Raw genomic sequence first — 24,828 nt, 5'->3', positions numbered from 1 at the left:
CCGGGCGGACCGCTCAAGGCAGACTAGGGCGCGATGCCACCAACCACCCGTCCCGACGCTGCACGGCGAGCCGGCCTGCCGAAGCCCCTGGCGGTCGCCGCCGCGGTCGTCGTGCTGCCTGTCCTCATGGCGTTCCTGGCGATCGCGCTGACCATGCTGACCCGGATGCTCGTGGAGCGCGAGCAGGACCCTGCCGTGCACTGGCCGACGTTCTGGGTGTGGTTCGTGCTGTGCACCGGTGGCGTGGCGGTCCCGATGATCGTCGCCGAGATCCGCCGCGACCGTGACCCGACACACCCGGCGACCCCGGACGGGTCAGGACTCACGCTGACCGTGCAGGAGGAGCCGACCGGTCCCGTCACCAGGGTGACGCTGGAGTCGCCGGACACCGCCCCGGTGTTCACGCTGGTCCGCGCGCACGAGCTCTCCCCCGCCGACGTCGGGCTCATGCAGCAGCTCACGACGGGGGTCTCGGGGCTGGGCGTCTCGCGCGGCGACACCCATGCGTTGAACGAGGCCGGGTTGTCCCTGGTGGCTGCGTCGACCGGCACCTTTCGCGACGTCCTCACCGAGCTCATCTGGCGTGCCCGGCGCGAGCTCCCCGACGACCAGGAGGACCTGTCCGACCCACCCAGCCCGGGCGGACCGCGCCATGACGATATATCCGGCACTGGCGGAACGCACCATGTCGACCCACCCAGCCCGGGCGGACCGCGCCATGACGATATATCCGGCACTGGCGGAACGCACCATGTCGACCCACCCAGCCCGGGCGGACCGCGCCATGCCCCGGACGGGCCGGCCCCCGCGCGGACCGAGCAGGTCGACGTCTTCCACGACCCGCACATCGCGGTTCCCCGCGGCCCGCTGCACCGGCGCGTGCAGGTCCTCACCTGGGTGCTGATCGGGCTGTATGCCGTGACGGTCGTCGCCATGCTCGTCTGGCGGGGCGTCTCGGAAGCGGGCACGGGGCCGGACATCGACGACCAGGCCTGGGCGATGAACGTCGGCCTCAGCACCACCCTGGTCGGCCCCTTCGTCATCTGGGGGGCGTTCGGCCTGCAGAACTACGTCCGCGCCCACGAGGCGCGGCACTCGACCCGGCGCATCGCTGCCCGGGCCCGGGCAGACTTCTGGTTCTTCGGGTTCTGCAGCGCCCTGGTGATGGTCTTCCTCGGCCTGCTCACCGTGGCCGGCGTGTGGGTCGGGACCGAGGGGCTCGGCCCCACGCTCATCACGGTTGCCGTGACCGGCGCGTTCGTCGGGGTCGCCCGCTGGTGCCAGCTGCGCTGGCGGTCCTGGAGCTCGATCCCCGGTCCCTGAGCGCACTCAGCCGGACGGGGACCCCGCGGCGTCGTCACAACCGGTGAAGCGCCAGATGGCCGCCTGACCGCCCTCGTCGACCAGCTCGAAGCCGGGGCGGTTGGTCGAGATGACACGCAGCCCCTGGGTGGACTCCTCCCACTTGCCGCCCTCCTCGAAGGTGAGGTCATCGACATACACGTGGGTGACCCCGAGGTCACGCACCGCCTCGCACACGTCCGGGTCGAGATACCAGATGTTGAACCGCTCGGACAGGAGCATCCGCTCGGGTGAGTCAGCGATGGGCGTCAGCTGGGGGAAGACGACGTCCACGCCGCTGCGTGACAGCAGGTAGGGCGACCCGTTGACCGGCTCCCCCAGCACCACCGCGTCATCCGGCAGCACCTCCGCGGCCCGGTCGATCATGGCCAGCTCGTCCTCGGAGTCGATCATCGTGCCCCAGGCGATCGGCCAGTGGCTGTAGACCGAGGACATGACCGTGACGTGGGTGGGCCAGCGCAGGCCGAAGGTCGCCAGCGCGACGCCGACCAGCACCACGATGGTCGTCCCGGTGATCGAGAACCGCCAGCGGTCGGCGAGCCTGCGGCAGGTCCACGCCAGACCTCCGGCGGCCAGCACCACGGCCGGTATGACGACCAGCTGGTTCAGGCGCGAAGCCTGGGTGTACCAGAAGCCGGCCAGGCCGCGGAGCACGTTCTCCGGTGGTCCCGCGGCCAGCAGGGTGAGGACCACGGAGGCGGCCAGGGCCACGACGAGCCAGCGGGCGTGCTTGCGGGTGATCGTGAGGTAGGCGCCGATGAAGACCATCGCGGTGATGACGAGGTTGACCGACTTGATGTCGTAGACGTAGATCAGCGGGTGGTCGATCAACAGGCTCCCGATGCCCGGGAAGTAGCTCTGCTGACCACCCCGCTCGTAGTCCACGATGGCCTGGACCGGCGGGAAGTTGATCAGCCAGTAGCCGCCGGCGACGACGCCGACGACCAGCAGGCCGAACACGAGGCCGACGGGGACCTGGTGGCCACGCCGCCAGTAGCGCCTCCCCTGCCGGAACAGCAGCACCGCCAGCAGCGGCGCCGCGAGCAGCACGAGTGAGAACAGCCCGGACCCGTGCGCCAGGACCACTCCGGCCGCCGACGCGGCGAAGCCCAGGCCGTGGGCCAGGTGCAGCCGCCAGGTCGGGTTGCCCCGCAGCGAGGCGATCATCAGAGCCAGCGCACCGGGCAGGCAGGCCACGCTCACCGCGAACGGCCACACACCGAGCATGGAGACCGCGATCGTCGGGAAGGCCACGTAGGTGGCGGCCACGATCGGCGTGAGCACGACCGGGAGAGCCCGCGCGGGCCAGACCACCCGGGTCAGCGCCACCAGGCTGGTCATCCAGACGGCGGTGCCGAGCACGATCGAGGAGGCGTTGGCGGCCTGCGTGACGTTGTCGAAGCCCGGCGCGATCGCCACGATCGAGTGCCACACGGACGGGTAGTACGGGGCTGCCGTGTCGGCATACATCGGCGCGAAGGCGCCCAGGCTGGAGGCGTTGCCGGTGTCCTGGATGAACCACAGTGCGTTGAGGTGGTAGACGGCGTCCCAGACCTGCAGCGGCATGTCCGCCCGCTGCATGCCCGTCATCATGGCCATCGCCACCACCCCGGCTCCGACCGCCCCCGTCACGGCCAGCCAACCGCGCTCGCTGGCGGCCAGCCGCCGCTTGCCGGCGATGACCTCACCGGCTGGGTCGGTGGTGCTGCCCAGCAGGCGACCGACCAGCAAGGCGATCAGTATGGCGACCGCGCAGCCGGCCAGGAAGGTCACCAGGGCCCAGGTGATGCCGATGATGTCGTAGCCGATGGCCAGCACGCCCGCCAGGCCCGAGGTCACCCCGCCGCCGGCGCCCAGCGCGAGCAGCCCCCGCACGCCCAGGGCGCGCAGGAACAGGTAGCCCGGCGCGAGCCAGAGCACCGCCATCATCACGATGCCGGGCAGCACCCCCCACCAGCTCATACGGTGACCGGCTCACCCCCGCCGATGGTCAGCCGGGGGACCCCGGTGAACGCGGCAGGGTCGGTGATGCGACGGCCGTCCAGGACCAGTTTGAGGCCGGGGAGGTCGGCGGCGGTCAGCTCGGCGTACTCGGGGTGGTCGGCCTGGACGATGGCGACGTCGACGGGCTCTCCGGGCCGCCCCGGGGTCCACTGGTAGGGCTCCCAGCCGTGCGCGGCGAGCTCGTCGTCGGTGAACATCGGGTCGTGCACCAGCACCTGGGCACCGCGCTGCCGCAGGGCGTCCACGGTGCCGAAGACGCCGGAGAAGGCGGTCTCCTTGACCCTGCCGCGGTAGGACGCGCCGAGGACGACGACCCGCAGCCCGGACAGGGAGCCGAGCAGGGACTCGGCGCGGGCCACGGCATACTCCGGCATGGCGGCGTTGGCCTCCCGGGCGTTGGACACCACGGTCGCGTCCGGGTCGGTGGACAGGTAGAGCCGGGGGTAGACCGGGATGCAGTGCCCGCCGACGGCGATGCCGGGCTGGTGGATGTGGCTGTAGGGCTGGGAGTTGCACGCCTCAATGACGCGCTGCACGTCGATGCCCACGGTGTCGGCGTAGCGGGCGAACTGGTTGGCCAGCCCGATGTTGACGTCGCGGTAGGTCGTCTCGGCCAGCTTCGCCATCTCGGCGGCCTCGGCCGAGCCCATGTCCCAGACGCCGTTGGGCCGGGCGAGGTCCTCCCGCTCGTCGAAGGCCAGGACGGCCTCGTAGAACGCGACCGCCCGCTGCGTGCCCGCCTCGGTCAGGCCGCCGACCAGCTTGGGATAGCGGCGCAGGTCGGCAAAGACCCGCCCGGTCAGCACCCGCTCGGGGCTGAAGACCAGGTGGAACCCCTCGTCGCTGCCCTCGGTCAGGCCGGAGATCTCCTCGATCATCGGCTTCCACCGGCCGCGGGTGGTGCCCACGGGCAGCGTGGTCTCGTAGGAGATCAGGGTGCCGGGGGTCAGGTGTTCGGCCAGGCTGCGGGTGGCCTCGTCCATCCAGCCGAAGTCCGGCTGGCCCTCCGCGTCCACGAACAGGGGCACGACCAGCACCACCGCGTCCGCACCCGGGATCGCCTCGGCATACTCCGTGGTGGCCCGCAGCCGCCCGGCGGGGACCAGCTCGGCCAGCTTCTCACCCAGGTGCGCCTCACCGGGGAACGGCTCGACCCCCTGGTTGACCAGGTCGACCACCCTCTGGTTGACGTCGACCCCGACGACCTCGTGACGCGGGTCGGCGTCGGCGAACTGCACCGCGAGCGGCAGCCCGATCTTGCCCAGGGCGACAACGGCGATCTTCATGGTTCTCCTGTGGTCGACGAATCGTCCGGCGGTCCAACGTGCAGGTCAGCGCCGGTGTTCCGGCGGGTGCCCGGGTCTGGTCCCCGGGGTCCGAGTCTAAGCGTCGTCGCGGACGCTCAGCGCGTCAGCAGCGAGGCCGCCATGAAGCGTGGGGGCGCCTCGCGGCGCAGGAGGTGGCGGAGGTCACGGGTGAGGACGGTGCCAGGGGTGCCGTGCCGGCGCCTCGCCACGGAAAGCGCCACGAGGTGCTCGGCCGGGACGAGCGGATCGAGTATGACGTCCAGCAGGCTGCGGTCCGCCCGTGACAGGACGGCGGTGTGTCCGGGCGCGGCCGCCTCGAGCCGCTCGGCGACCTCGGCCAGGTCCTGCCGCTCGGTGGGCGTCCAGAAGGCGGGGTCCGGCCGGTAGTGCACCGCGCCGAACAGGTGGATGCGGGTGACCTTGACCGCGATGGCCTCGCGGACCTCGGCGGGGTAGACGGCGAACCAGGGCTGGTCGAGCAGATGGTGGACGAAGGCGAGCTCATCGCGGATGGGTCGGGGCTCCAGGGTGACCCGGTCCGGCGCGTCCTCGCCGATGACGTAGCCGGGGCCTCCTCTCTGGCACGCCACGCGGGTCTCGAACCAGAGCCGAGTGACATAGGGGACGTCATCGCCGACCGGCAGGCCCTCGGCCAGCTCGATCCCGAGGCGCTCGCGTGCGGCGTTGCTGACCAGGCCCAGGGGTGCGCTGCGATAGCTGAGCCGGTCGGCCAGCGGGTCGGCCAGACCGCTGAGCCAAGGGCGGGCCGGCGGGGTGGGCACCACCGTCTCACCACGCAGCAGGCGGGCGATCACCGTCTCCGCGGCCATGCCGTCGGCCAGGTCGAGCCAGGCGTCGACGGCCCTCGGTTGGAGGGTGTCGTCGCTGCCCATAATCGAGACGAAGTCGCCGCGAGCGGCCCGCATCCCGGCGTTGAAGGGACCCGCCGCGGAGCGGATGCCGTCGTGGTGCTCGATCAGTCGCACGCTGTCGCGGTGCTCGGGCGCGATGCCGGGGGCGATCTGGTCGGCGTCGATGTTGTGGCACACGACGGTCACCCCGGCATGCGTGCCGTTGCCGTCGAGCACGCTGGCCACCGCCCGGCCGATCGGGCGGCTGGGGGTGTGGACCGCGATGACGACGTCGATCCTCACCGGCGGCCCCGCCCCGCGCGGTCGTAGGCGTCCTGGTAGCCGGCGGCGACCGCCGCGACGGAGAACCGCTGGCCGACGGTGTCGGAGATCTGCTGGGCGGTGAGTCCCCTGGTGCGTTCCAGGACCGACTCGACCGCGTCGGCGTAGGCGGTGGCGCTCTGGGTGGGGACGGTCTGACCGACGGCGGGGTCGATGTACTCCCCCTGTCCCCCGGTCGAGCCAACGACGACCGGGCGCCCGGCGACGAGGGCCTCGGCGCAGGACACGAAGAAGTTGTCGCCGCGGGTCGGACCGAGGAACAGGTGGGCCCGGCCGAGCTGGTCGAGCACGCCGTCCCGGTCCAGGGACCCGGTGAGCCGGACCCGGTCGGTGAGGTCCAGGATGCGTGCCCGCTCGCGGATCTCGTCCTCGAGCGGACCCTGCCCGACGAACGTCAGCCGGGCGTCATGGCCCCTGACCAGCAGCTCGGCCAGGGTGTCCACCGCCAGGAGCGGGTCCTTGCGCTCGATGAGCCCCCCGATCGAGACCAGGCGCAGGCGCCGGTCGTCCGCCGGGCGCGGCGGGACCGGGTCGGGCACCGGCACGATGCAGGGCACGACGGTGGTCAGCTTGGCGCCGCGCACCGCGCGGATCGGTGCGGCCAGGTAGTCGCAGACCGCGGTCGCCACGTCGGGCCTGGCCAGGAGCCGCTTTAACACGGGGAGCGCCTTCTGCCACGAGACCGGCAGCGTCTGCGGCGCGGTGAGGCCGGACCAGTGCTCGGTGTGCACCCACGGCGCCCGCGGTCGGCGCACCGCCAGCGGCAGCAGGCTGGAGAAGGCCATCGTGTGCACCAGGTCGGCGTGCTCGGCCAGGCCGCGCACCACCCGTCCGGCCCGCGCGATCTGGACGGGGTCGGCGGTGCCCATCGGCACCCTGGTGACCGCCAGCCCACCGATCGTGTCCCGCTCGGCCAGCCCCTCGGCATACTGCGCCGGTGGCACGAGGTGGACGAGGTGCACGTCGTGGCCCAGCCCGGCGATCGCCTGCGCGTCCCGCACCACGAAGGCGCCGGTGGAGGGGCTGCCGGGGGTCGGGAGCCAGGTGGTGACGGCCAGGATGCGCATGCCCCTCAAACTATCCGGCTTCCCGTCCCGGGGCGGCGCGGACCGTAGGGTGGGCGTCGTGAAGATCCTGAGTGTCGTGGGCGCGCGCCCGCAGTTCGTCAAGCTCGCGCCGGTGGCCGACGAGTGCCGGCGGCGGGGCGTGGAGCACGTCATCGTGCACACGGGGCAGCACTACGACCCGATGCTGTCCGACGTCTTCTTCAGCGACCTGGGCATCCCCGACCCGGACGTGCACCTTGGCGTCGGCTCCGGCAGCCACGGCCAGCAGACGGGCGCGATCCTGGGGGCGATGGACGCGGTGCTGGAGGAGCACCGGCCGGACTGGGTGCTGGTCTACGGCGACACCAACTCCACGCTGGCGGGCGCCCTGTCCGCGGTGAAGCTGCACCTGTCGATCGCGCACCTGGAGGCGGGGCTGCGCTCGTTCAACCGGCGGATGCCCGAGGAGCACAACCGGGTGCTGACCGACCACGCCGCCGACCTGCTGCTGGCTCCGACGCAGGTCGCGATGGACCACCTGGCGGCGGAGGGACTGGCGAAGCGCTCCGTGCTGGTGGGCGATGTGATGGTGGACGTGCTGATGCTGGTGCGCGAGCGGCTGGCCGACCCCGGCGCGGTGCTGCAGCGGCTCGGGCTGGAGGCCGGCGGGTTCTCGGTGGCCACGATCCACCGGGCGGAGAACACCGACGACCCGGACCGTCTCTCCGCGATCGTGACCGCCCTGCAGGAGGTGGACCACCCGGTCGTGATGCTGGCCCACCCGCGGCTGCGCGCCAAGGCCGCCGCACAGGGCCTGGACCTGGACGGCGGTTCCCTGACCACGCGCGACCCGCTGGCCTACCCCGACCTCGTCGCCGCGGTCGACGCCGCCCGCGGCGTCATCACCGACTCCGGCGGTCTGCAGAAAGAGGCCTTCGTGCTGCGCACCCCGTGCACGACCGTGCGCACCGAGACCGAGTGGGTCGAGACCGTCGAGCTGGGCTGGAACGTGCTCGTCGAACCGGGCCCGGACGTGGCCACGGCGGCGAGCCGCCCGACGCCGGCCCCCACGGACGAAGCGCCCTACGGCACAGGCGAGGCGGCCGCGGCTGTGCTGGACGCTCTCAGCCCCTGACCTAGCGCGTAGGGCGGCGAAGCGTTCACGCCTGAGCTCGCGCCGCCAGCGTGGCGACCGGCTCGGCCCAGCCGTGCACCTGCTCCTCGGCGCAGAGCACGCGTGCCGACCGGTCGCCCGCAGCCTTGGCCGCGGCGACACCCTCCGGGGACAGTGCGTTGATGGCCGCCGCGAAGCCCTCGGGCGTGAAGTCCTGGGCCACGACACCGAGGTCGTGCTCCTCCACCAGGCCGGCCATCTCCGGGCTGGGCCCGATCACCAGCGCCAGCCGGGCCTGGACGAAGTCGAAGAACTTGTTGGGCAGCGCCCACCGGAAGTTGAACGAGATCGGCGGGAGTGAGTAGACCCCGACGTCGTAGGCGTTGAGCGTCTCCACGACCTCGGCCGCCGGCACCGCGTCGTGGATCCGCACCCGGTCGCTGCCGGCAAAGCGCTCCCGCAGTGACGGGACATAGCCATCGCCCTGGTCGATGAGGTAGAGGTCGAGGGTCGCGCCGTTGGTCACCAGCGCCATCGCCTCCAGCATCACCTCCAGCCGGGTGGCCACGCCATTGCCCGCGTGCACCAGCCGCGGCGGCCACGCCACCTCGGTCGGCGCCAGGTCGTCCCGGCGGTAGGGCGCGTTCATCACGACACCGCAGGTTAGCCCGAACTCCCGCTCGTACTCCCGCGCGATCCCCCGCCCCACCGTCGTCACCGAGTCCGCCCGCGGGCCGTAGGTCCGCACCAGCCACCAGTAGTACGGAGCCACGAACAGCCGCCAGCGTCGCAGCTCCTCGTTCTGACGGGGGTGGTACTCGTGCAGATCGGCGTGCACTCCCCCGCGCGGCACCAGGTCGAGAGCCAGCGGCAGGGTGTCGATGTCGTCCGCCAGCACCACGTCATACTGCCCCTGGCACCCCTCCAGCAGGCGGGTCGCCGCCGCCACGACGGGCGAGGTGGAGTATGCCGTGGCGAACCTCCGCAGGATCAGCATCCGGCGGTCCTTGTGCCAGCTGATGGCCTCGTCCGGCAGCCGCAGATGCTCCACCACCCCCTCGGGGGCGGGGCCGTAGCCGAGGGTGGTGACGGCATACTCCTGCTCCTGGAAGAGCCGGATCTGACGCAGCACCCGGGCGTCGGAGACCAGCGGGCTGAACGACATGATCAGCAGGCTCGGTCGGTCACCGGCCACGGCGGACTCCTCGCAGGATGCGCGCATACAGGTCCGTCAGCTCCCGGGCCTCGAAGCGCCAGTCGAGTCGCTCGGCGGCCCGTCGGGACGCCGCACGGAAGGCTGCAGGATCGGCCAGCACATCGCTGATCGCCTCGGCCAGTTCGGCGGGGGTCCGGGCGTCGAAGACCTCACCGACCCCGTGCTCACGGACCACCGCGGCCGTGTCCGGCAGGTCGGCGGCCACGATGGGCAGCCCGGCGTGGATCGACTCGAACAGCTTGTTGGGCAGTGAGTAGAGGTAGGACAGCACGATGGGCCGCACGAAAACGACTGCCGCATCGGCATCTGCCAGGGTCTGCGGCACCTGCGGCCCGGGGACCTGCCCGGCCAGGTGCACCCGCTCCCACACTTCCCGCTCGGCTGCGAGGGCGAGCAGCCCCTCGACATACTCCCTGCTGCCGAACCCAAGCAGGACCAGGTGGACGTTGTCGGGCAGCAGGGTCAGCGCCTCGACCGTCTCCTCCAGGCCACGACCGCTGGTGATGCCGCCGACGTAGGACACGATCCGGTCCTGGGGCCCCAGCCCGGTCAGCTCGCGCAACCGCCCGGCGCCCGGGTCGGGCGGCGCGCCCTCCCGCAGCGGGATGTTGCGCACGAGCGTCGGCGCCACCCGCAGTCGGTAGCTGTCCTGCAGCCAGCGCGCGATCGAGGGCGAAACCGTGATGATGCCATCCGACATCGCCACCCCCAACCGCTCGGTGACTGCCTCGACGGCCGGGGCGAGCCAGCGGTCCTGCCGGACGTTGCGGCGCAGCCACAGCTCATGTGAGTCGTAGACGACTCGGGCCCCGTCCAGCGCCTTGAGCAGCATGGCGGGCGCGAGCGTGTTGCCGTCGTTGGCGTGCACCGCGTCGGGTGCGAAACCGCGGGCCTCGCGCACCGCACCGAGCCAGTAGTAGCCGAGCCGCCCCGCCTGGTAGGCCCGCATATAGGCATCCACCGCCAGAGCCTTGGTGCGCGCCGGGAGCGACTGCGGGGGCACGACGACGGCAGTATGCCGTGGCGCCGGGCCGGTGTCCGCCGATTCCTCGCCGGGGCTCGCCTGGTCGGCGGCCGTGCGGGTCGCCCCGGTCTCCGGGTCCCGCCCGCGCCAGCGCCGCCATACTCCCGCCGCGCGGGAGAAGGACCGGACCAGGTCGAGGTCGGGCGCGCGATAGATGGGGAGCCCGTCGGGGCTTGTGGCGTGGCCTGCAGGGATGCCCGATCCACGGGGCGCGGAACCGATGATCAGCACCTCCGCGCCGGCGTCGCGCAGGGTCGCGGCGGTCTTCAGGACGCGTGAGTCGGTGTCGGGGTGCCGATAGACCAACAGGGTCACCCGCGGGGGCCGCCCATCGATGTCGGGCAGGTGGACGAGCGCGTCCTCCGGCAGCGGCGGGACCTGCGGGAGCGGACCCGTCTCGTCGGTGTCCTGCCCGGTCATGAGTCTGCGCCCGTCAGCCCGGCCAGGGCCGCCTGGGTGGCGAAGTCGGGCTCGGCTGCGACCACCTCGTCGAAACTGCCCTTGGCGATCATCTGCCCGTCGCGCATGAAGCACACCTGTTCACTGTGCCGGATGGTGGCCAGCCGGTGCGCCACGACGATGACGCTGACCTCTCCCGCCAGTTCGCGGATCGCGGAGGTGACGGCTGCCTCGGTCGATGTGTCCAACGCCGAGGTCGCCTCGTCCATCACGAGGACCAGCGGGTCCGTGTAGAGGGCGCGGGCGACCCCGAGACGCTGCCGCTGTCCACCGGAGAGGTTGAGGCCGCGCTCGCCCACCTTGCCGTGGATGCCGCCGGGGCGGGACTCGACGACGTCGAGCAGCTGGGCGCGGGCCAGGGCGCGCCGCACCCGCTCCTCGTCGACCTCCTCGTCCTTCCAGGTCAGCGCCACGTTGCGGGCGACCGAGGCGTCGAACAGCGAGACGTCCTGGGGGACGTAGCCGACCCGGGCGCGCCAGCCCTGCAGCACCTGCTGCAGCGGCGTGCCCCCCACCAGCACCTGCCCCTCCTGCGGCTCGAGCAGTCCCAGGATGATGTCCACGAGGGTGGTCTTGCCCGACCCCGAGGCACCGACCAGCGCCAGTGTCTGTCCGAAGGGCAGCTCCAGGTTCACGTCGCGCACCGCGGGCCCGTCGGCATCCGGGTAGGTGAAGGTGACCTCCTCCAGGGTGAGCGAGTGCGCTCCCTCCGGCAGCGAGGTGTCCCCGGCAGCCCGCTCGGCAGCGACATACTGCTGACCACGCTCGATCTCGCGCATCACATCCTGGGCGAAGGGCAGGTTGGCGCCGGTCTGGCCCATGATCGTCTGGAAGCGGGTCAGCGAGGGCACGATGCGGAACCCGGCCACGCCGAACAGCGCGACGGCGGCCAGTGCCCCGTTCATCGGCTGCGGGTCACCTGCGCTCTGGGCCTGGACCCACCCGATCGTGCCGCCGATCCCCAGACCACCGATGAGCGCGGCCTCCAGGACATAGCGCGGGATGGCTCCCAGGAAACTCTGGTTCGCCCGGGCCTCGGAGGCGCGCTTGCGCACCGACAGCACCACCTCGGCCACCTCGGCCGACTTGTTGCGCAGGGTGACCTCCTTGAGGGAGTGCACCATCTCGCCGAGCAGGCGCACCGCCTTGTTGGAGTAGGTCCGGTTGTCCTGCCCGGCCTTGACTGCCTTCCGCAGCACCCACGTGTAGAGGATCGCCGCGACGATGCCGAAGTAGACGATGGTGGCCGTGGCCAGCAGCGGCTCGGCAACCACCAGCACGACCAGCACGGCGAGGAAGGTGAAGAGCTCACCGGACAGCTGCGCGAACGGGATCAGCACCCCGGAGACGGTCGCGCCCACGCCCACGTCGGTCGCGCGCACCAGGTCGTTGGAGTTGCGGGTCAGCCGCTCGGTCCAGGGAGCCTTGAAGGTGGTCTCCAGCAGCCGCGCACCCAGCACCTGCTCGAAGCGCGCGAACCGGCGGGTGGCCCAGTACTGCAGGGCGATCGCCAGCGCGCTCTTCAGGATGATCAGCAGGCCGACCAGGATCAGGATGTTGCGGAAGTCCGCCGGCTCGCTGAGCGTGCCCACCACAGGGAGGGTCATCTCGTTGCCGGTGAGCATGGGGGCCAGAGTGACCGCCAGCAGGCCGAGTGCGGCGACATCGAGCACGGCCAGGAGGCTCTGGAGCACCGCGAAGACGATGATGAACCTGCGCGTGCCCGCCGGCAGCACCGCCAGCAGTTGCCGCACGGTGCGGAACAGCGTGACCATCCTCAGCCGCTCTGGTCGGTCGACTCTTGCACGGGCTCGGCCCGGCGTGCGGCCCGGTCCGCGAGGTGTTTGACCGGGGTGGTCCATCCGACCACCTGCTCCTCCGCGCAGAGGAGCTCCGCGGCCCGGTCGCTGTTCTCCTTCACGGTCTGCACGGTGTCCGGCGTCAGGGCCTCGATCTGACGGGCCACCGCCTCCGGGGTGAAGTCTGCGGTGACGAAGCCGATGTCGTGCTCGCGCACCAGCGCAGCCATCTCGGGGCTGGGGCCGGTCAGCACGCCGAGCCGTGCCTGGACGAAGTCGAAGAGCTTGTTGGGCATCGCGTAGCGGTGGTTGAAGGAGATCGGCGGGAGGATGTGGATCCCCACGTCGAAGGCGTTGAGCGTGGCGACCAGCGCCTCGGTGGGCACGGCGTCGTGCACGGCGACGCGCGGGTGTCCCGCGAACCGCTGGCGCACCTGCTCGACATACCCACCACCGGAGTCGACCAGGAAGAGATCCAGGGTGGTGTCGGTCCGCACCAGGTCCATCGCCGCCAACATCGTGTCGAGTCGAGCGGGCGTCGCACCCCCCGCGTGGACGAGCCGGATCGGGTCGCCCACCGGACCGACCGGCAGGTCAGCCCGGTGCGGTGCGTTCAGCACGATGCCGCAAGGGACCCCGAACTCGCGCTCGTACTCCTTGGCCAGCTGCGCCCCGACCGTGGTCACCGAGTCGGCCTGCCGGACGTATCTGCGGATCAGGAACGCCAGGTAGGGGGCGATGAACCACCGGAACCGCCAGAACTCTTCCTGCTGACGCGTGGCGTACTCGTGGAGGTCCGCGTGCACCCCTCCGACGGGCTTGAGCCCGACCGCGATCGGGACCGTGTCGACGTCGTTGGCCAGGATGACGTCGAACTCGCTGTTGCCGAGCACCCCCCGGACGTGGCGGGTGATCGCCAGCCGGTCATAGGCCTGCTGGAAGCGTCGCGTCAGCAGCAGACTGCGATCCAGTTGTTTGGCCGTGATGTTGCCTGGGATCTCGTGGTGGGCCACGACACCCTCGGGGGCGGGCCCGTACCCGCAGGTCGTGACGGCATACTCCGTCGAAAAGAGCTTGATCTGACGGAGCAGCCGCGCGTCCCGGAACAGGTGCGAGTACGACATGATGAGCAGTCGGGGGCGGGTGTCGGTCACGCGTCGCATCTTAGTCAGGCGGGTACTCTCGGCCTGTGGCTGCGCTGCGAGGACCTGCACAGTGGGCCTACCGCAGCTTCCAGGCACTCCCCGGTCCCGTGCGCGCCGCAGGCGAGACCGCACTGCGCCTGAAGGCCGAGCACGAGGCCAGGAAGCTGACCGGATTCGGACCCGCCCCGCGACGTCTGCTCATCGGTCCGCTGAACACGGCCGGGCAGGCAGAGCGCTGGGCGCGGTCCGCGGAGCAGGTGCCCGGCGTCGCGGCCCGCAGCATGGCCGTCGAGCGCCGGGTCCGGGGGTTCACCGGCTATGGCTATGACACGGACTGGTTCCTCAGCCGGAAGGTCCAGCTGCGGGGCATGCGGCCGTATCAGGACCAGGTGCTGGGCCTGACCCACGTGCTGGCCGAGTCGGGGCGTGCGATCCTGGACGCGCCCCTGGACCGCACCATCCTCGAGGATCTGCCGCGCCTGCGGGAGCACGGCGTCGAGCCTGGCCTGCTCATCCACGGCTCGGAGATGCGGGACCTGCACCGGCACGCCACGGCATACTCCCACTCGCCGTTCCGTGGGGAGTGGGACGAGCGGTGGCACCGGATGCAGGCCACCGTCGAGCGGACCCGGGCGATCGTCGAGCGGTTCGACGGGCCGGTCTTCGTGACCACGCACGACATGCTGGACTTCGTGCCGGGCGCCTCGCTGCTGCCGGTCGTGGTCGACGTCGACAGGTTCACCGTCGGGTCCGGACGGCCCGGCGTGCCGGTCCTGGAGCGGGATCGGCCGGTCGTGCTGCACGCCCCCACCAACCCCCGGCTGAAGGGCACGGAGATCGTCGAGGGGGTCCTGCACGGTCTGGAGGACGAGGGTCTGGTGACCTACCGCAAACTCGAAGGCGTCCCCAACCAGCAGATGCCCGGCTTCCTCGCCGAGGCGGACATCGTGATCGACCAGATCGCGCTGGGCAACGCTGGCACCCTCACGGCCGAGGCGACCGCGGCGGGGCGGCTCGTGATCGGTCACCTCGCGCCGGAGGTCCGGGATCGGATGGCGGAGTTCGACGCAGAGGGGGTCGGCGCCGCGGGACTCGACGCCGAGGCTGTGGGCCCGCCGATCGTGGAGGCCGACCCCGACACCCTCGAGGAGGTGCTGCGGCAGGTGCTCGGTGACCGCACGGCATACCAGCAGGTCGCCGACCGAGGGCCGGCGTGGTCCCGCCGCAACCACGACGGCACCCGCGCCGCCGCAGTCCTGGCCACCTGGCTCGCGCCGCCGACCAGGTGATCCTGACGCTGAGGCGGCGGCAAACGGCAGGCCAGAGATCGGTGCGAGCAAGAACGGCTCCGTGCGAGGTCCATGCGCTCGCACCGACCCAGATCCGCTCGCACCGCCCCTCCCGGCGCCGACCAGACCAGTGCCGCGGCGCACGCCTGCATCACCCGAGGAGGTCGTCTCGGGTGAGCCCGAAGACGACCAGGTCCACCCGTCCCTCAGGCGTGAAACCCGCGGAGCGGAGCACCCCCTCCGGCTCGAAGCCCGCCGCCAGGGCCGCGCGTTGCGAGGCCACGTTGCCGGTCGCCGCGCGGATCTCGACGCGTTCCACGTCCTGCTCCTGCAGCGCCCAGCGCGCCAGGAGACCCGCGGCGCGGCCGGCCAGGCCCTGGCCGCGACGGTCCGGGGAGATCCAGTAGCCGATCTCCACCGTCTGCTCCCGCCAGTCGACGCCTATCAGGTCGACCATCCCGGCGAGCTCGCCGTCGACCTCGATCGCCGAGATCAGCCCGGTGCCCTCGCGCAGCACGGTCGGGGCCCTCGTCTCGATGAACGAGATCGCCTCAACCGGGCCGTAGGGGCTCGGCAACGGCAACCAGCGCACCGTCTCCTCGTCCGTGCAGGCCGCCACGACCCGGGGCACGTCCGCGAGCACGGGGCGCCGCAACCGGAGACCATCCCCCTCCAGGACCACGTCGTCGAAGGCCCGTCGCTGCGTTGCCATGCGCGGAGTCTACGGAGCAGATCGCGCGTGCCTCGGCATACTGCCGATCAGCCGGGGAACGCCCGGCCGCCGGCCAGCTCGACCAGCCGTGCAGCGACCAGGTCGAGGTCGGCCCGCAGCTGCTCGATCGGGGCGGAGGGCAGCACGTCGTCCCAGTGCGACAGGAAGGTCCCGCGCAGCTGCCGCATCCCCGTCGGCCGGGCGAACAGCCACCAGTGCAGGTGCTCCTGCCCGTCGCCCCACCGGGCTGCCTGGATACGCGGCACGTCGAGCACGTCGCAGGCGGCGCGCTCGATGAGGGTTAGCAGCTCGCCCATCCGGGCGGCGGACGGGAGCGGCAGGTCAGCCAGGTCCGCGTGGACACGCGGCATGAGGAAGGCCGCGAACGGCAGGGCCCTCGGCTCGGCCGGCACCCCGAGGATCGCGTGCTCGTCCTCCCAGAACACGTAGGTGCGGTCCCCCGCCGCGAGCTTGTCGCAGATGAAGCAGCCCTCGCCCCCGAGGCCCCTGCGTGGCGGCTCCTGTGCCGGTGGGTCCAGTGGCTTGGGCGTCAGCTCTCCCTCGAACGGCCAGCTCGACCACTGCGCCCAGTCGGACGACCGGCGGCCGGACCTCTCGATCTCGGCAGAGACTCTCTCGAACCACTCCTGACTGGACTCCGGCATGTCAGGCAGTATGCCGTGCGCCGGCGAGAGTGCGTACGCCCACCGATGAGTTCCGATCCGCGGGCAGGTCAGCACCCGCATGACCACGTCCGCGACACCGCGCGTCGAGCAGCTCGACGCCCGCTTCAGCGAGGCCACGGAGGCACTGCCCTGGGCCGCCGCAGAGACCCTCCTGACCACGGCGGAGCTGTACTGGCTCACCACCGTCCGAGAGGCAGCCCCCGAGGGGCCGGTGCCGCACACGACCCCCCTGGTCGGACTGTGGCACCAGGGCGCCTTCATCTTCTGCACGGGTGGTGGCGAGCAGAAGGCGCGCAACCTGGAGCGGTCACCGGCCGTGAGCCTCATGACAGGGGTCAACACGTGGGCCGAGGGCACCGACGTCGTCGTCAGCGGCACGGCGACACGGGTGACCGGAGGGGTGCTGAGAGACCTCGCGGACGCCTACCGCGCCAAGTACGGCAACGACTGGGACTTCTCAGTGGACGAGGAGTTCTTCGACCCCGACGGCGACCGGGCGCTGGTCTTTCGCGTCGCGCCCGCACGCGCCATCGCGTTCACCAAGGCCCCCCACGGACAGACGACCTATCACTTCTGAGGCGTTCTGTGCGACCTGGTCGAGCCCGCTCTACAGCACCACCCACAGCAGGACCACCAGCACGATCAGCACCACCGCGACGGCGGCCGCGGTGCGGCTCACGGACCAGCCGGTGCGGCCCTGCTCCACGGACGGTTCGCTGGCCTGCACCGTCGCGGGCCCCGCGGAGACCCGCCGCTCCCGGTCGATCCGCAGTTGGCGCCACTGGGCCACCATCTCGTCCACGTCGACACGACCGGCGACGGCCGGTGGGTTCGGGCCGACCACGGGCTTGCGACGGTCCTCGAGGACCCGCTGGTTGTAGTCCTCCAGCCGCTCCCGCACCGCCACCTCGTCGGAGATCCCGGCCAGGGACTCGGGGAACCCGCGCCGCTCCTGGCGCAGCGCCATCACGGTCGGGAGGGCGGAGCTGAGGTCGAGCTTCTCCCGCTCGATGAGCCCCTTGACCCACCAGTCCGGGTCGTTCTGCTCCAGGTTCTTGATCGGCTTGCCAGCGCCCGGCAGGTTGTCGAACTCGCCGCGCCGCAGGGCCTGCTCGATCTCCAGGTCCACCCACGAGTGGATCTGCTGGACGTTCATCCGCGGCCGCGCCTGCTGCGCCTGCGTCCGGCGCTCCCGCTCCCGCGCGTCGGCCTCGGTCTCTGCCCCGACCTCCCCGTCGGGTCGCTGTCCCGGTGTGCCACTCGGCATACTCATGCGTCCCATCCCTCCGGCCGGTGCTTCCTCGGCAGTCGGTCGCCGTCCCACGGCTCGTCCGGCCAGGCGCCCGGCAGCAGGAGCGCGAAGTCACTGATCCGGTCAGCCACGATGCCTCCCTCCGTGGGGCCGTCCAGTCTACAAATTGGTCCTGTGGGCCACCACGAAGATTCGCCGGAACGGCAGCACGGTGCCGACGTCCTGACGCGGATAGGCCTCGCGCAGCGCCGCCTTGTACTCCGCCTCGAACTCCCCGCGCACCTCGTCCGGCAGCGCCTGCAGGACCGGCCGGGCGCCCGTCCCGGAGATCCACTCGAACACGGGGTCCTCCCCCGGCAGCACGTGCAGATAGGTGGTCTCCCACGCGTCCACCGTCCACCCGGGCCGGCTGAGCAGCGCCAGGTAGTCGGCCGGGTCCAGGACCGCGGCGCGCGGCCCCAGGTCCTGGGTGAAGCGGGAGTATGCCGGGCGTGCTGCGGTCTCCCACAGCAGCCGGTGGCTGGGCGCGGCGAAGTTGCCCGGCACCTGGAAGGCCAGGGCGCCGCCCGGCGCGATGTGCTCGGTCCAGGGCAGCAGCAGGTCGGCGTGGCCGGGGACCCACTGCAGCATCGCGTTGGAGACCAGGACATCCACCGGACCCTCGGGGCTCCAGTCCGCGGCGTCCGCCACGGCATACTCCGTGAGCGGGTCCGTGTTCTGCTCCTCCGCCCGCGCGATCATCTCCGGGGAGGAGTCGAGCCCGGTGATGCGTGCCTGCGGCCAGCGCGCCCGCAGCACCGGGGTCAGCTGCCCGGGGCCGCAGCCCAGGTCGACGACCGTGCAGGCCTCGCTGGTGATCCGGGAGACCAGGTCGACGAAGGGCCGGCCGCGCTCGTCCCCATAACGCAGGTACTGACCGGGATCCCAGGTAGCCGTCGTCATGCTCACCATCCAATCAACCGCCGCGACGGCGATGGGCAGCGGCCGTGGCTCTCAGCAGGAGATGGCGCCGAGCTCCGCAAGACCAGCCAGGTCACCGTCGCCGTACTCGGTCGTGAAGCCCCCGCGGGCGTGCATCAGCTGGCGAGGGTCCTCGACGTGCCCGAGCCCGACGAGGTGACCGAACTCGTGGTCCATGACCGCCTGCCGGATCGCCCCGGAGCGCATGCGGTCGTAGGCATCGACGTCGAGGATGACGAACCCTGTCACATAACGCTCCCTGCCACCGCCAAAGGGCGACACGCGGTAGCTGCCACCCACCCCGGCGATGTCACCGGCCAGGTCGGGGGCCTCGGTCTCGTCGGCCCACATGACGAGCACCGGGTCGTCCATCCCCATGTGCTCGAAGTCCCGGTCGTCCGTGGTGCCGACGAGCTCGAACTGCAGGCCCGTCGCGTCGCTGGTGCGGGCCATCGCCGTCTCGACCAGCTCCCGGTGGTCGTCGGGTGCCCCCTCGGGGTTGATCGCCACGCTGATGACCCGGCACGGGTTGTAGCCCACAGGCTCGTCCGAGTCGGGCTGGGTCGCCATGAAGCTGAACTCCCCGGGTCCGGTCGGGATGTCGCGGGCGGGCAGCAACCGCTCCGGGCTGGTCCCGAGCAGCTCGTGCACCCGGTCGGGGAAGACCCCCGGCTGCATGGCGAAGACCGCCGACACGGTGACGGCCGCCAGCACGATGAGGGCGACCACCCCGGACGCCCGTGAGGGCTTGCGCGGCGGCGGGGACACCGGGCCGTAGGAGCCCATCCCGTAGGTCTGGTCCAGCCAGTCCAGCTCGCGCAGGCGGCGCTCCATCTCGCGCTGCCTGCGCCGCCGTGACCCGAACATGCCAGCAGTATGTCGCGCGCTCCTGACAGCACCCCATCTCACCTGATCCTCGGTGGCGAACCGCCCTGTGGTCCGTGGCCGCCTGCCCGGAATCAGGCCTGGGTCCTCTCGAGAGCTGACGGATCAGAGGGTGACGACGCTCGTGCCGGCCCGCGGGGGCTGAACACCAGCTGGAACCCGTCGTCAAGCAGGATCCGCCGCACGTTCACCTCATAGACGGGAGCCAGGGTTTCTGGGACCAGGACCTCATCCGCGGCCCCCGAGGCGGCGATCCGCCCACCCTCCAGCAGCACAACGCGGTCGCAGTAGGTCGCGGCCAGGTTGAGGTCGTGCAGGACCACCACGACGGTGTGTCCTGCGTTGATGGCGAGGTCCCGAACAAGGTCCAGCACCTCGTGCTGATAGCGCACGTCGAGGTGGTTGGTCGGCTCGTCGAGCAGCAGGTGACTCGCTTCCTGGGCCAGAGCCCGCGCGATCAGGACCCGCTGCCGCTCGCCACCCGAGAGCCCCTCGAAGGGGTGGTCGGTCAGGTGCAGCGCCCCGACCCGCTCCAGCGCCTCGGCCGCGATGGCATGGTCGCGCTCACGGTTGGCGGCGAAGGCCGAACGGTGCGGCGTGCGACCCAGCAGCACCATGTCGGACACGAGGAGCGGCAGGTCACCCGGCGACTCCTGCACGACGACGGAGATCTCGCGCGCGACGTCCCGGGTCTTGCGCCGTCCCAGGTCGACGCCGTCGAGCAGGACCGCTCCCGTCTGGGGCCGCAGCGCGTGGTAGAGCGTGCGGAGGAGCGTGGTCTTCCCACTGCCGTTGGGACCGACCAGGCCCAGCACCTGACCGCCGACGGCCTGCAGGGAAACCTCCGCAAGGGCTCTCCGACTCCCGTAGGAGAAGGACACTCCGTCAGCGGTGATCACGGGTGGAACCGGTCGACGATGCGCTCAAGGCCGTCCACGGCCAGCGGGCTCGGCGGCTCGGTGAAGTTGAAGAGCTGCACCAGGACCTCATCCTCGACGATGGCGGTGATCCCGTCGGCGCCGGGCAGCGCCGTGACGGCATCCTTCACCGGACCGGGCTCACCGTCGGAGTAGAGGAGCACCAGGACGTCCGGGTCCCGTCCGACGAGTTCTTCGACGCTCACCTCGAACACCCTCTCATCCACGTCGGCGAAGACGTTCTCAAAGCCGGCCGCGGTCAGCTGCGGGTGTGCCATCGAGCGGGTGCCGTAGGCGTAGGTCGTGCCGCCGCCCACGGTGGGGTACAGCACCGCGGCGGTGCGGGTCTCCCCCGCCGGGACGGTCTCGACGATGGCCTCGACGCGCTGCCGCAGCGCAGCCGCCTGGTCGGCGCCACCACCGGGAACGGCGAACACCGCCCCATAGACCTCCATCTGCTCGTAGATGTCCTCGAACTGCGGGGCTGCATCTGCACCACCAGTTGGACACAGGGCCGGCTCCTCCAGCACCGAGATGCCCGCGGAGCCGAGGGTGGTCCGGTCGAGGTTCTCGACCTCTCCGAAGATCAGGTCGGGTTCCTGCGCGAGCACGACCTCCCGGGAGATCTGCAGGTGCCCGCTGGGGTCGAGCTGGTCGGTGAGCAGCGGCACGTCCGCCAGCTCGGATCGGGTCTCCTCGTCGTAGTACTCGTCCGGGTAGGCCCCTGCGCGGCTGATCACCCGGTCCATCACCCCGAGCTCGTGCAGATAGATGACCGGCCAGCTCTTCAGCAGCAGCACCTGCTCCGGCGGCGCCTCGAGGGTCACCTCCGCGCCGCAGTTGGTGAGCGTCAGGGGGAACCCGGTCCTCGCCTCCTGTCCCTCGCTGTCGTCGACCTCGGACACCACACCGCAGCTGGCCAGCCCGAACACCAGGGTGGCCAGGACGACAGGTGCGGCACGGCGGGCCGTCGGACGGTGGGTCATCTTCTTCTCCAGTCGGGGTCAGTGTGTGGCTGGGCATCGATCGGGTGGGTGTCGGACGAGGCCAGCACGTCCTCAGGTGGTTCGATAGAGACTGCGGATGAGGTAGAGCAGGAAGGGTGCGCCGACCAGTGCGGTGATGATGCCGATCGGCAGTTCCCGGGGTTGCAGCGCGGTGCGAGCCAGCAGGTCCGCCCAGGCCAGAAAGATGCCACCCATCAGCGCGGCCGCCGGCAGCGACCAGGCGTGAGCGGCCCCGGCCAGTCGCCGGGCCAGGTGCGGGATCACCAGGCCGACGAAGCCGATGCTTCCCGAGGCCGCCACCACGACACCCACACAGAGGGACACCAGGAGCAGCAGCTGCGTCCGGAACCGGGTCGCCGAGACACCGAGGATGTGCGCGGTCTCGTCGCCGATGGCCAGTGCGTCGAGCCTGGTGCCCCACGCGGTGAGCACCCCGATGGTCAGGATGACGACGACCACGACGATCAGCAGGGGGACGCCCCAGGAGGCCAGCGCCAGGGAGCCCAGCAGCCAGAACATCACCGACCGTGAGCCCTCGGCCGACCCGGACATGAAGATCAGGAAGCTGGTCAGCGCCGACAGCGCATAGCCGACGGCGACGCCGGCCAGGAGCAGCCGCACCGAGGTGACCGTTCCTGCAGCCCGGGCCACGAAGAAGACCAGCAGGGAAGCCGCCAGTGCACCGAGGAAGGCACTGCCGGTCAGGGCGTACTCGCCGAAGCCGAGCCCGAACCCGAACAGGATCGAGAGGGCGGCCCCGGTTGACGCACCCGAGTTGATGCCGAGCAGGTAGGGGTCGGCCAGCATGTTGCGCACCATCGCCTGCAGCGCCATCCCGCAGACCGCCAGACCGGCACCCACGGCCACGGCGAGCAGCACCCGCGGGAACCGCCCCGCCCACACGATCCCCTCCGCGGTCGCGTCCCAGGTGGGGTCGCCGACGGCGAAGAGCTTGCCGGCCAGGATGCGGGCCACTGTCCCGGGATCCACGGAGACGGGGCCGAGTGCGGTCGTCGCCAGCACCGTCACGCTCAGCAGGGTCAGCAGGACAGTGACCAGAATGGTGTTGCGGCGACTGCGCCGCAGCCGGCCCAACGGGTCCGCTGCTCGCCGCACTGTCATCACCATCGCGAGCTCCCTCAGTGGCGTGGGCGTGGTCGGAGGTCAGAGCTGGTCGTGCTCGACCGGATCAGGGCCTCAAGGGCCGAGGCTACTGTTCGCTGCCCGTGGGGCGAGCGGCGCCGCCTGCCAGCACCGCCTGAGCGGCCTCCGCCCCGGTGCGGGACAGGGACCGGTGCTCGCGCACCCACGCAGCCCGTCGCTCACGATCACCCTCCGCGGACCGCGCCGACAGCACCCGGACCATCGCCGCGGCCACCGGCCCCACGGCATACTCCACCGCCTCGCCCAGGTCGTGCTCCCGCAGGTCGTCGGCAGCGGGCCCGGGGCCGGCGTAGACGACCGGGGTGCCGCAGGCCAGGGCGGCCAGCACCTTGGTCGGATAGGCGAAGTCGTAGCCGAGACCGGGCTTGATGGAGACCAGCGCACCCGCCGCCGCCCGCTGCCAGGCCGCGGCCTCCCCGGGCGGCACGAGGGGCCGCAGCTCGATCGCGCCCGTCGGGAGCTGTGCGGCGACCCGCTGCAGCGCCGGCCACGAGCTGCCCTGCCCGAGGTAGACCAGGCGGGCACCGGGCACCTGGCGCAGGACCTCCCGCATCGCCTCGGCGAAGACCTCGGCGCCCTGCCACTCCGAGGCGGTCCCGGCATAGACCAGGAACGGCGCCTCCGGCGCGTCCGCGGGGGGCGGCCCGTCGGGGCTGAAGACGGTGGTGTCGATGCCGTTGCGCACGACCGTCACCGGGTCGGCGCCGAGCTCACGCACCCGGTCGGCGACCCCGTCGGAGACCGCCAGCACCTGCGCCGCGCCGCGCAGGGCGAACTGCTCGACGGCGCGCAGCAGGGACACGACAACCGCGGGCGCACCGACGGACTCCGAGGCGTCGGACCACACGTCGGCGGCGTAGTAGACATAGGGCACCCGGGTCCCGACCAGCGACCGCAGACCTGTCACGGCGCGCACGACGGCCCCGGTCGTCGGAGGTGGCTCGACCAGCACCACGTCCGGTCGGGGCGTCACGAGCAGCCGGACAGCCGCCGGCAGGTCGAACGAGAGGTACTGCAGGTAGCCGCGCACGTAGCCACTCGCGTCCCGCAGCACCGGGGCGCGCTGGACCCGGGCGCCCCCCACCACGGAGGCGTCGTCCGCGGACCGGCCCGGCGGAGGGTCGCTGGTCAGCACACGCACCTGGGCGCCGCGGGCGACCAGCGCCCGGACGACCTCGGTCAGCCGGAAGGTCGCGGCCGCGGCCTCCGGGGCGAAGATCCTGGTGACCAGGGTGACGCGCACCATCGACGCAGGTCAGAGGGTCACGGTCGTGCCGCTCGCGGCGGACTCGAGCACCGCCTCGACGACCTTGAGCGCGTGCACGCCCTCCGACATACTGACCGCCTCGGAGGGACGTCCCCAGAGCCGGTCGCGGAAGTTCTCCTGCTCCACCCGCAGCGGCTCGCGCTTGGCGATCGCGTAGCGGATCGAGTCGCCCTCGGAGACCCCGCGGAAGACCGCCACCCGGTCCCAGCTGGAGGCCACGTCCCCGTTCTTCACGAAGGTCAGGTCACCGGAGAGGGTGTTGGCGATGAACGAGCCCTTCTCCCCCGTGGCGACCGTCTCCCGGATCTTCAGCGGCGAGAGCCAGTTGACGATGTGGTTGACGATCGTGCCGTTGGCCAACCGCCCGGTGGCCACCACCATGTCCTCATGCTCCCGGCCCGAGCGGTGGGTCACCTGGGCGCTGATCATCGAGTATGCCGACTGGGCGATCCAGGCGGTCAGGTCCACGTCGTGGGTGGCCAGGTCCTTGACCACCCCCACGTCCGCGATCCGCGCCGGGAACGGCCCCTGCCTGCTGGTGGTGATCTGGTACAGGCTGCCCAGCTCACCGGCCTCGATCCGGCGCCGCATCTCCAACAGCGCCGGGTTGCACCGCTCCACATACCCCACGCACCCCACCAACCGGGCCTCCTCGAAGGCCGCGGCCACCCGCTCCCCCTCGGCCACCGTCGCCGCGATCGGCTTCTCGATCATCGCGTGCACCCCCGCGGCCGCCAGCGCCAACCCGACCTCCTCGTGCAGATAGGTCGGCACCGCCACCATCGCCGCGTCGATCCCCGCCGCGACCAGCGCCTCCACGTCCGGCAGCACCTCCAGCCCGCGCGCCACCCCATGGGCATCACCGTGCGCGTCGGCGACCGCGACCAGCTCCATCCCCTCCACCTCACGGATCACCCGCGCATGGTGGCGACCCATCGAGCCCAACCCGATCAGACCCATCCGGATCGGCTGCCCCTCCGGAATCACACCACTGGTCACCTCCTGACCCGTCATGTCCTG

Annotated in this window: 22 protein-coding genes; 4 read left to right on the top strand and 18 right to left on the bottom strand. The window is 71.6% G+C overall.

Annotated elements, in window-relative coordinates; genetic code table 11:
- Positions 1-33 precede the first annotated feature (33 nt).
- Positions 34-1,323, top strand: a complete 1,290-nt coding sequence (locus MWU75_RS06860) for a hypothetical protein (protein ID WP_247089093.1) — start codon at positions 34-36, stop codon at positions 1,321-1,323.
- Positions 1,324-1,329: 6 nt separating this feature from the next.
- Here the strand turns inward: MWU75_RS06860 and MWU75_RS06855 are convergent, their stop codons facing one another.
- The 4 genes from MWU75_RS06855 to MWU75_RS06840 form a co-directional block, all read right to left on the bottom strand.
- Complete coding sequence (locus tag MWU75_RS06855) at positions 1,330-3,324, bottom strand: DUF6541 family protein (RefSeq protein ID WP_247089091.1); 1,995 nt, start codon at positions 3,322-3,324, stop codon at positions 1,330-1,332.
- Positions 3,321-4,652 carry a nucleotide sugar dehydrogenase gene (locus tag MWU75_RS06850; protein WP_247089089.1) on the bottom strand — a complete coding sequence of 444 codons (1,332 nt, stop codon included), beginning with the start codon at positions 4,650-4,652 and terminating at the stop codon, positions 3,321-3,323. Before MWU75_RS06850 ends, MWU75_RS06855 begins: the two co-directional genes overlap by 4 nt.
- Positions 4,653-4,768: 116 nt before the next feature.
- Positions 4,769-5,827, bottom strand: coding sequence for a glycosyltransferase (locus MWU75_RS06845; RefSeq protein WP_247089087.1), 1,059 nt, complete (start codon positions 5,825-5,827; stop codon positions 4,769-4,771).
- Positions 5,824-6,933: a glycosyltransferase family 4 protein gene (locus tag MWU75_RS06840; RefSeq protein ID WP_247089086.1), complete on the bottom strand. Its 1,110-nt coding sequence runs from the start codon at positions 6,931-6,933 to the stop codon at positions 5,824-5,826. The genes MWU75_RS06845 and MWU75_RS06840 overlap by 4 nt, the downstream gene beginning before the upstream one ends.
- Before the next feature lie 58 nt (positions 6,934-6,991).
- Between MWU75_RS06840 and wecB the strand changes: the two genes are divergently transcribed.
- Positions 6,992-8,047: a UDP-N-acetylglucosamine 2-epimerase (non-hydrolyzing) gene (wecB, locus tag MWU75_RS06835; protein ID WP_247089085.1), complete on the top strand. Its 1,056-nt coding sequence runs from the start codon at positions 6,992-6,994 to the stop codon at positions 8,045-8,047.
- Positions 8,048-8,072: 25 nt separating this feature from the next.
- Here wecB and MWU75_RS06830 read toward each other — a convergent pair whose 3' ends face one another.
- Genes MWU75_RS06830 through MWU75_RS06815 form a run of 4 tightly spaced genes read right to left on the bottom strand, consistent with a single transcriptional unit; the run spans position 8,073 to position 13,678 of the window.
- Positions 8,073-9,221 (bottom strand): glycosyltransferase family 1 protein, encoded by a 1,149-nt coding sequence (locus tag MWU75_RS06830; RefSeq protein ID WP_247089084.1) that lies wholly within the window; start codon positions 9,219-9,221, stop codon positions 8,073-8,075.
- On the bottom strand, positions 9,211-10,686 hold the full coding sequence (locus tag MWU75_RS06825) for a glycosyltransferase (RefSeq protein WP_247089083.1): 1,476 nt from the start codon (positions 10,684-10,686) through the stop codon (positions 9,211-9,213). Before MWU75_RS06825 ends, MWU75_RS06830 begins: the two co-directional genes overlap by 11 nt.
- Complete coding sequence (locus MWU75_RS06820; RefSeq protein ID WP_247089082.1) at positions 10,683-12,500, bottom strand: ATP-binding cassette domain-containing protein; 1,818 nt, start codon at positions 12,498-12,500, stop codon at positions 10,683-10,685. The genes MWU75_RS06825 and MWU75_RS06820 overlap by 4 nt, the downstream gene beginning before the upstream one ends.
- A 2-nt stretch (positions 12,501-12,502) precedes the next feature.
- The gene (locus MWU75_RS06815; RefSeq protein WP_247089081.1) at positions 12,503-13,678 is read right to left on the bottom strand and encodes a glycosyltransferase family 1 protein; all 1,176 of its coding nucleotides are present in this window, start codon (positions 13,676-13,678) and stop codon (positions 12,503-12,505) included.
- Positions 13,679-13,713: 35 nt separating this feature from the next.
- Here MWU75_RS06815 and MWU75_RS06810 point away from each other — a divergent pair, with 35 nt between their 5' ends.
- Positions 13,714-14,958, top strand: coding sequence for a hypothetical protein (locus MWU75_RS06810; RefSeq protein ID WP_247089079.1), 1,245 nt, complete (start codon positions 13,714-13,716; stop codon positions 14,956-14,958).
- Positions 14,959-15,109: 151 nt separating this feature from the next.
- On the opposite strand, the gene MWU75_RS06805 is transcribed toward MWU75_RS06810, so the two are convergent.
- Together MWU75_RS06805 and MWU75_RS06800 are read right to left on the bottom strand one after the other, a co-directional pair.
- Positions 15,110-15,670: a GNAT family protein gene (locus MWU75_RS06805; protein ID WP_247089077.1), complete on the bottom strand. Its 561-nt coding sequence runs from the start codon at positions 15,668-15,670 to the stop codon at positions 15,110-15,112.
- 47 nt (positions 15,671-15,717) lie between these two features.
- Entirely contained in the window at positions 15,718-16,335 is a 618-nt protein-coding gene (locus MWU75_RS06800; protein WP_247089075.1) for a hypothetical protein, read from the bottom strand.
- A 79-nt stretch (positions 16,336-16,414) separates the two neighbouring features.
- On the opposite strand from MWU75_RS06800, the gene MWU75_RS06795 reads away from it, so the two are divergent.
- Positions 16,415-16,933 carry a pyridoxamine 5'-phosphate oxidase family protein gene (locus tag MWU75_RS06795; RefSeq protein WP_247089073.1) on the top strand — a complete coding sequence of 173 codons (519 nt, stop codon included), beginning with the start codon at positions 16,415-16,417 and terminating at the stop codon, positions 16,931-16,933.
- Positions 16,934-16,963: 30 nt separating this feature from the next.
- Here the strand turns inward: MWU75_RS06795 and MWU75_RS06790 are convergent, their stop codons facing one another.
- The 8 genes from MWU75_RS06790 to MWU75_RS06755 form a co-directional block, all read right to left on the bottom strand.
- On the bottom strand, positions 16,964-17,629 hold the full coding sequence (locus MWU75_RS06790) for a DUF1992 domain-containing protein (protein WP_247089071.1): 666 nt from the start codon (positions 17,627-17,629) through the stop codon (positions 16,964-16,966).
- Between the two features lie 138 nt (positions 17,630-17,767).
- Positions 17,768-18,550 carry a trans-aconitate 2-methyltransferase gene (locus MWU75_RS06785; RefSeq protein WP_247089069.1) on the bottom strand — a complete coding sequence of 261 codons (783 nt, stop codon included), beginning with the start codon at positions 18,548-18,550 and terminating at the stop codon, positions 17,768-17,770.
- Between the two features lie 51 nt (positions 18,551-18,601).
- Positions 18,602-19,435 carry a hypothetical protein gene (locus tag MWU75_RS06780; protein ID WP_247089067.1) on the bottom strand — a complete coding sequence of 278 codons (834 nt, stop codon included), beginning with the start codon at positions 19,433-19,435 and terminating at the stop codon, positions 18,602-18,604.
- Positions 19,436-19,527: 92 nt separating this feature from the next.
- Entirely contained in the window at positions 19,528-20,352 is an 825-nt protein-coding gene (locus MWU75_RS06775) for an ABC transporter ATP-binding protein (RefSeq protein ID WP_247089065.1), read from the bottom strand.
- On the bottom strand, positions 20,349-21,356 hold the full coding sequence (locus MWU75_RS06770) for an ABC transporter substrate-binding protein (RefSeq protein WP_247089063.1): 1,008 nt from the start codon (positions 21,354-21,356) through the stop codon (positions 20,349-20,351). The genes MWU75_RS06775 and MWU75_RS06770 overlap by 4 nt, the downstream gene beginning before the upstream one ends.
- 72 nt (positions 21,357-21,428) lie before the next feature.
- The gene (locus MWU75_RS06765) at positions 21,429-22,505 is read right to left on the bottom strand and encodes an iron ABC transporter permease (RefSeq protein ID WP_247089061.1); all 1,077 of its coding nucleotides are present in this window, start codon (positions 22,503-22,505) and stop codon (positions 21,429-21,431) included.
- 82 nt (positions 22,506-22,587) lie between these two features.
- A complete protein-coding gene (locus tag MWU75_RS06760) occupies positions 22,588-23,787 on the bottom strand; it encodes a glycosyltransferase family 4 protein (protein WP_247089060.1) in 1,200 nt (399 codons plus the stop codon).
- Positions 23,788-23,796: 9 nt separating this feature from the next.
- On the bottom strand, positions 23,797-24,822 hold the full coding sequence (locus MWU75_RS06755) for a Gfo/Idh/MocA family oxidoreductase (protein WP_247089057.1): 1,026 nt from the start codon (positions 24,820-24,822) through the stop codon (positions 23,797-23,799).
- Positions 24,823-24,828: the final 6 nt, after the last annotated feature.

It is taken from the genome of Ornithinimicrobium sp. F0845, assembly GCF_023015765.1.
Taxonomy (GTDB): domain Bacteria; phylum Actinomycetota; class Actinomycetes; order Actinomycetales; family Dermatophilaceae; genus Ornithinicoccus.
The sequence above is the reverse complement of the archived record's forward strand: the minus strand, read 5'-3'. Positions and strand labels throughout refer to the sequence as shown.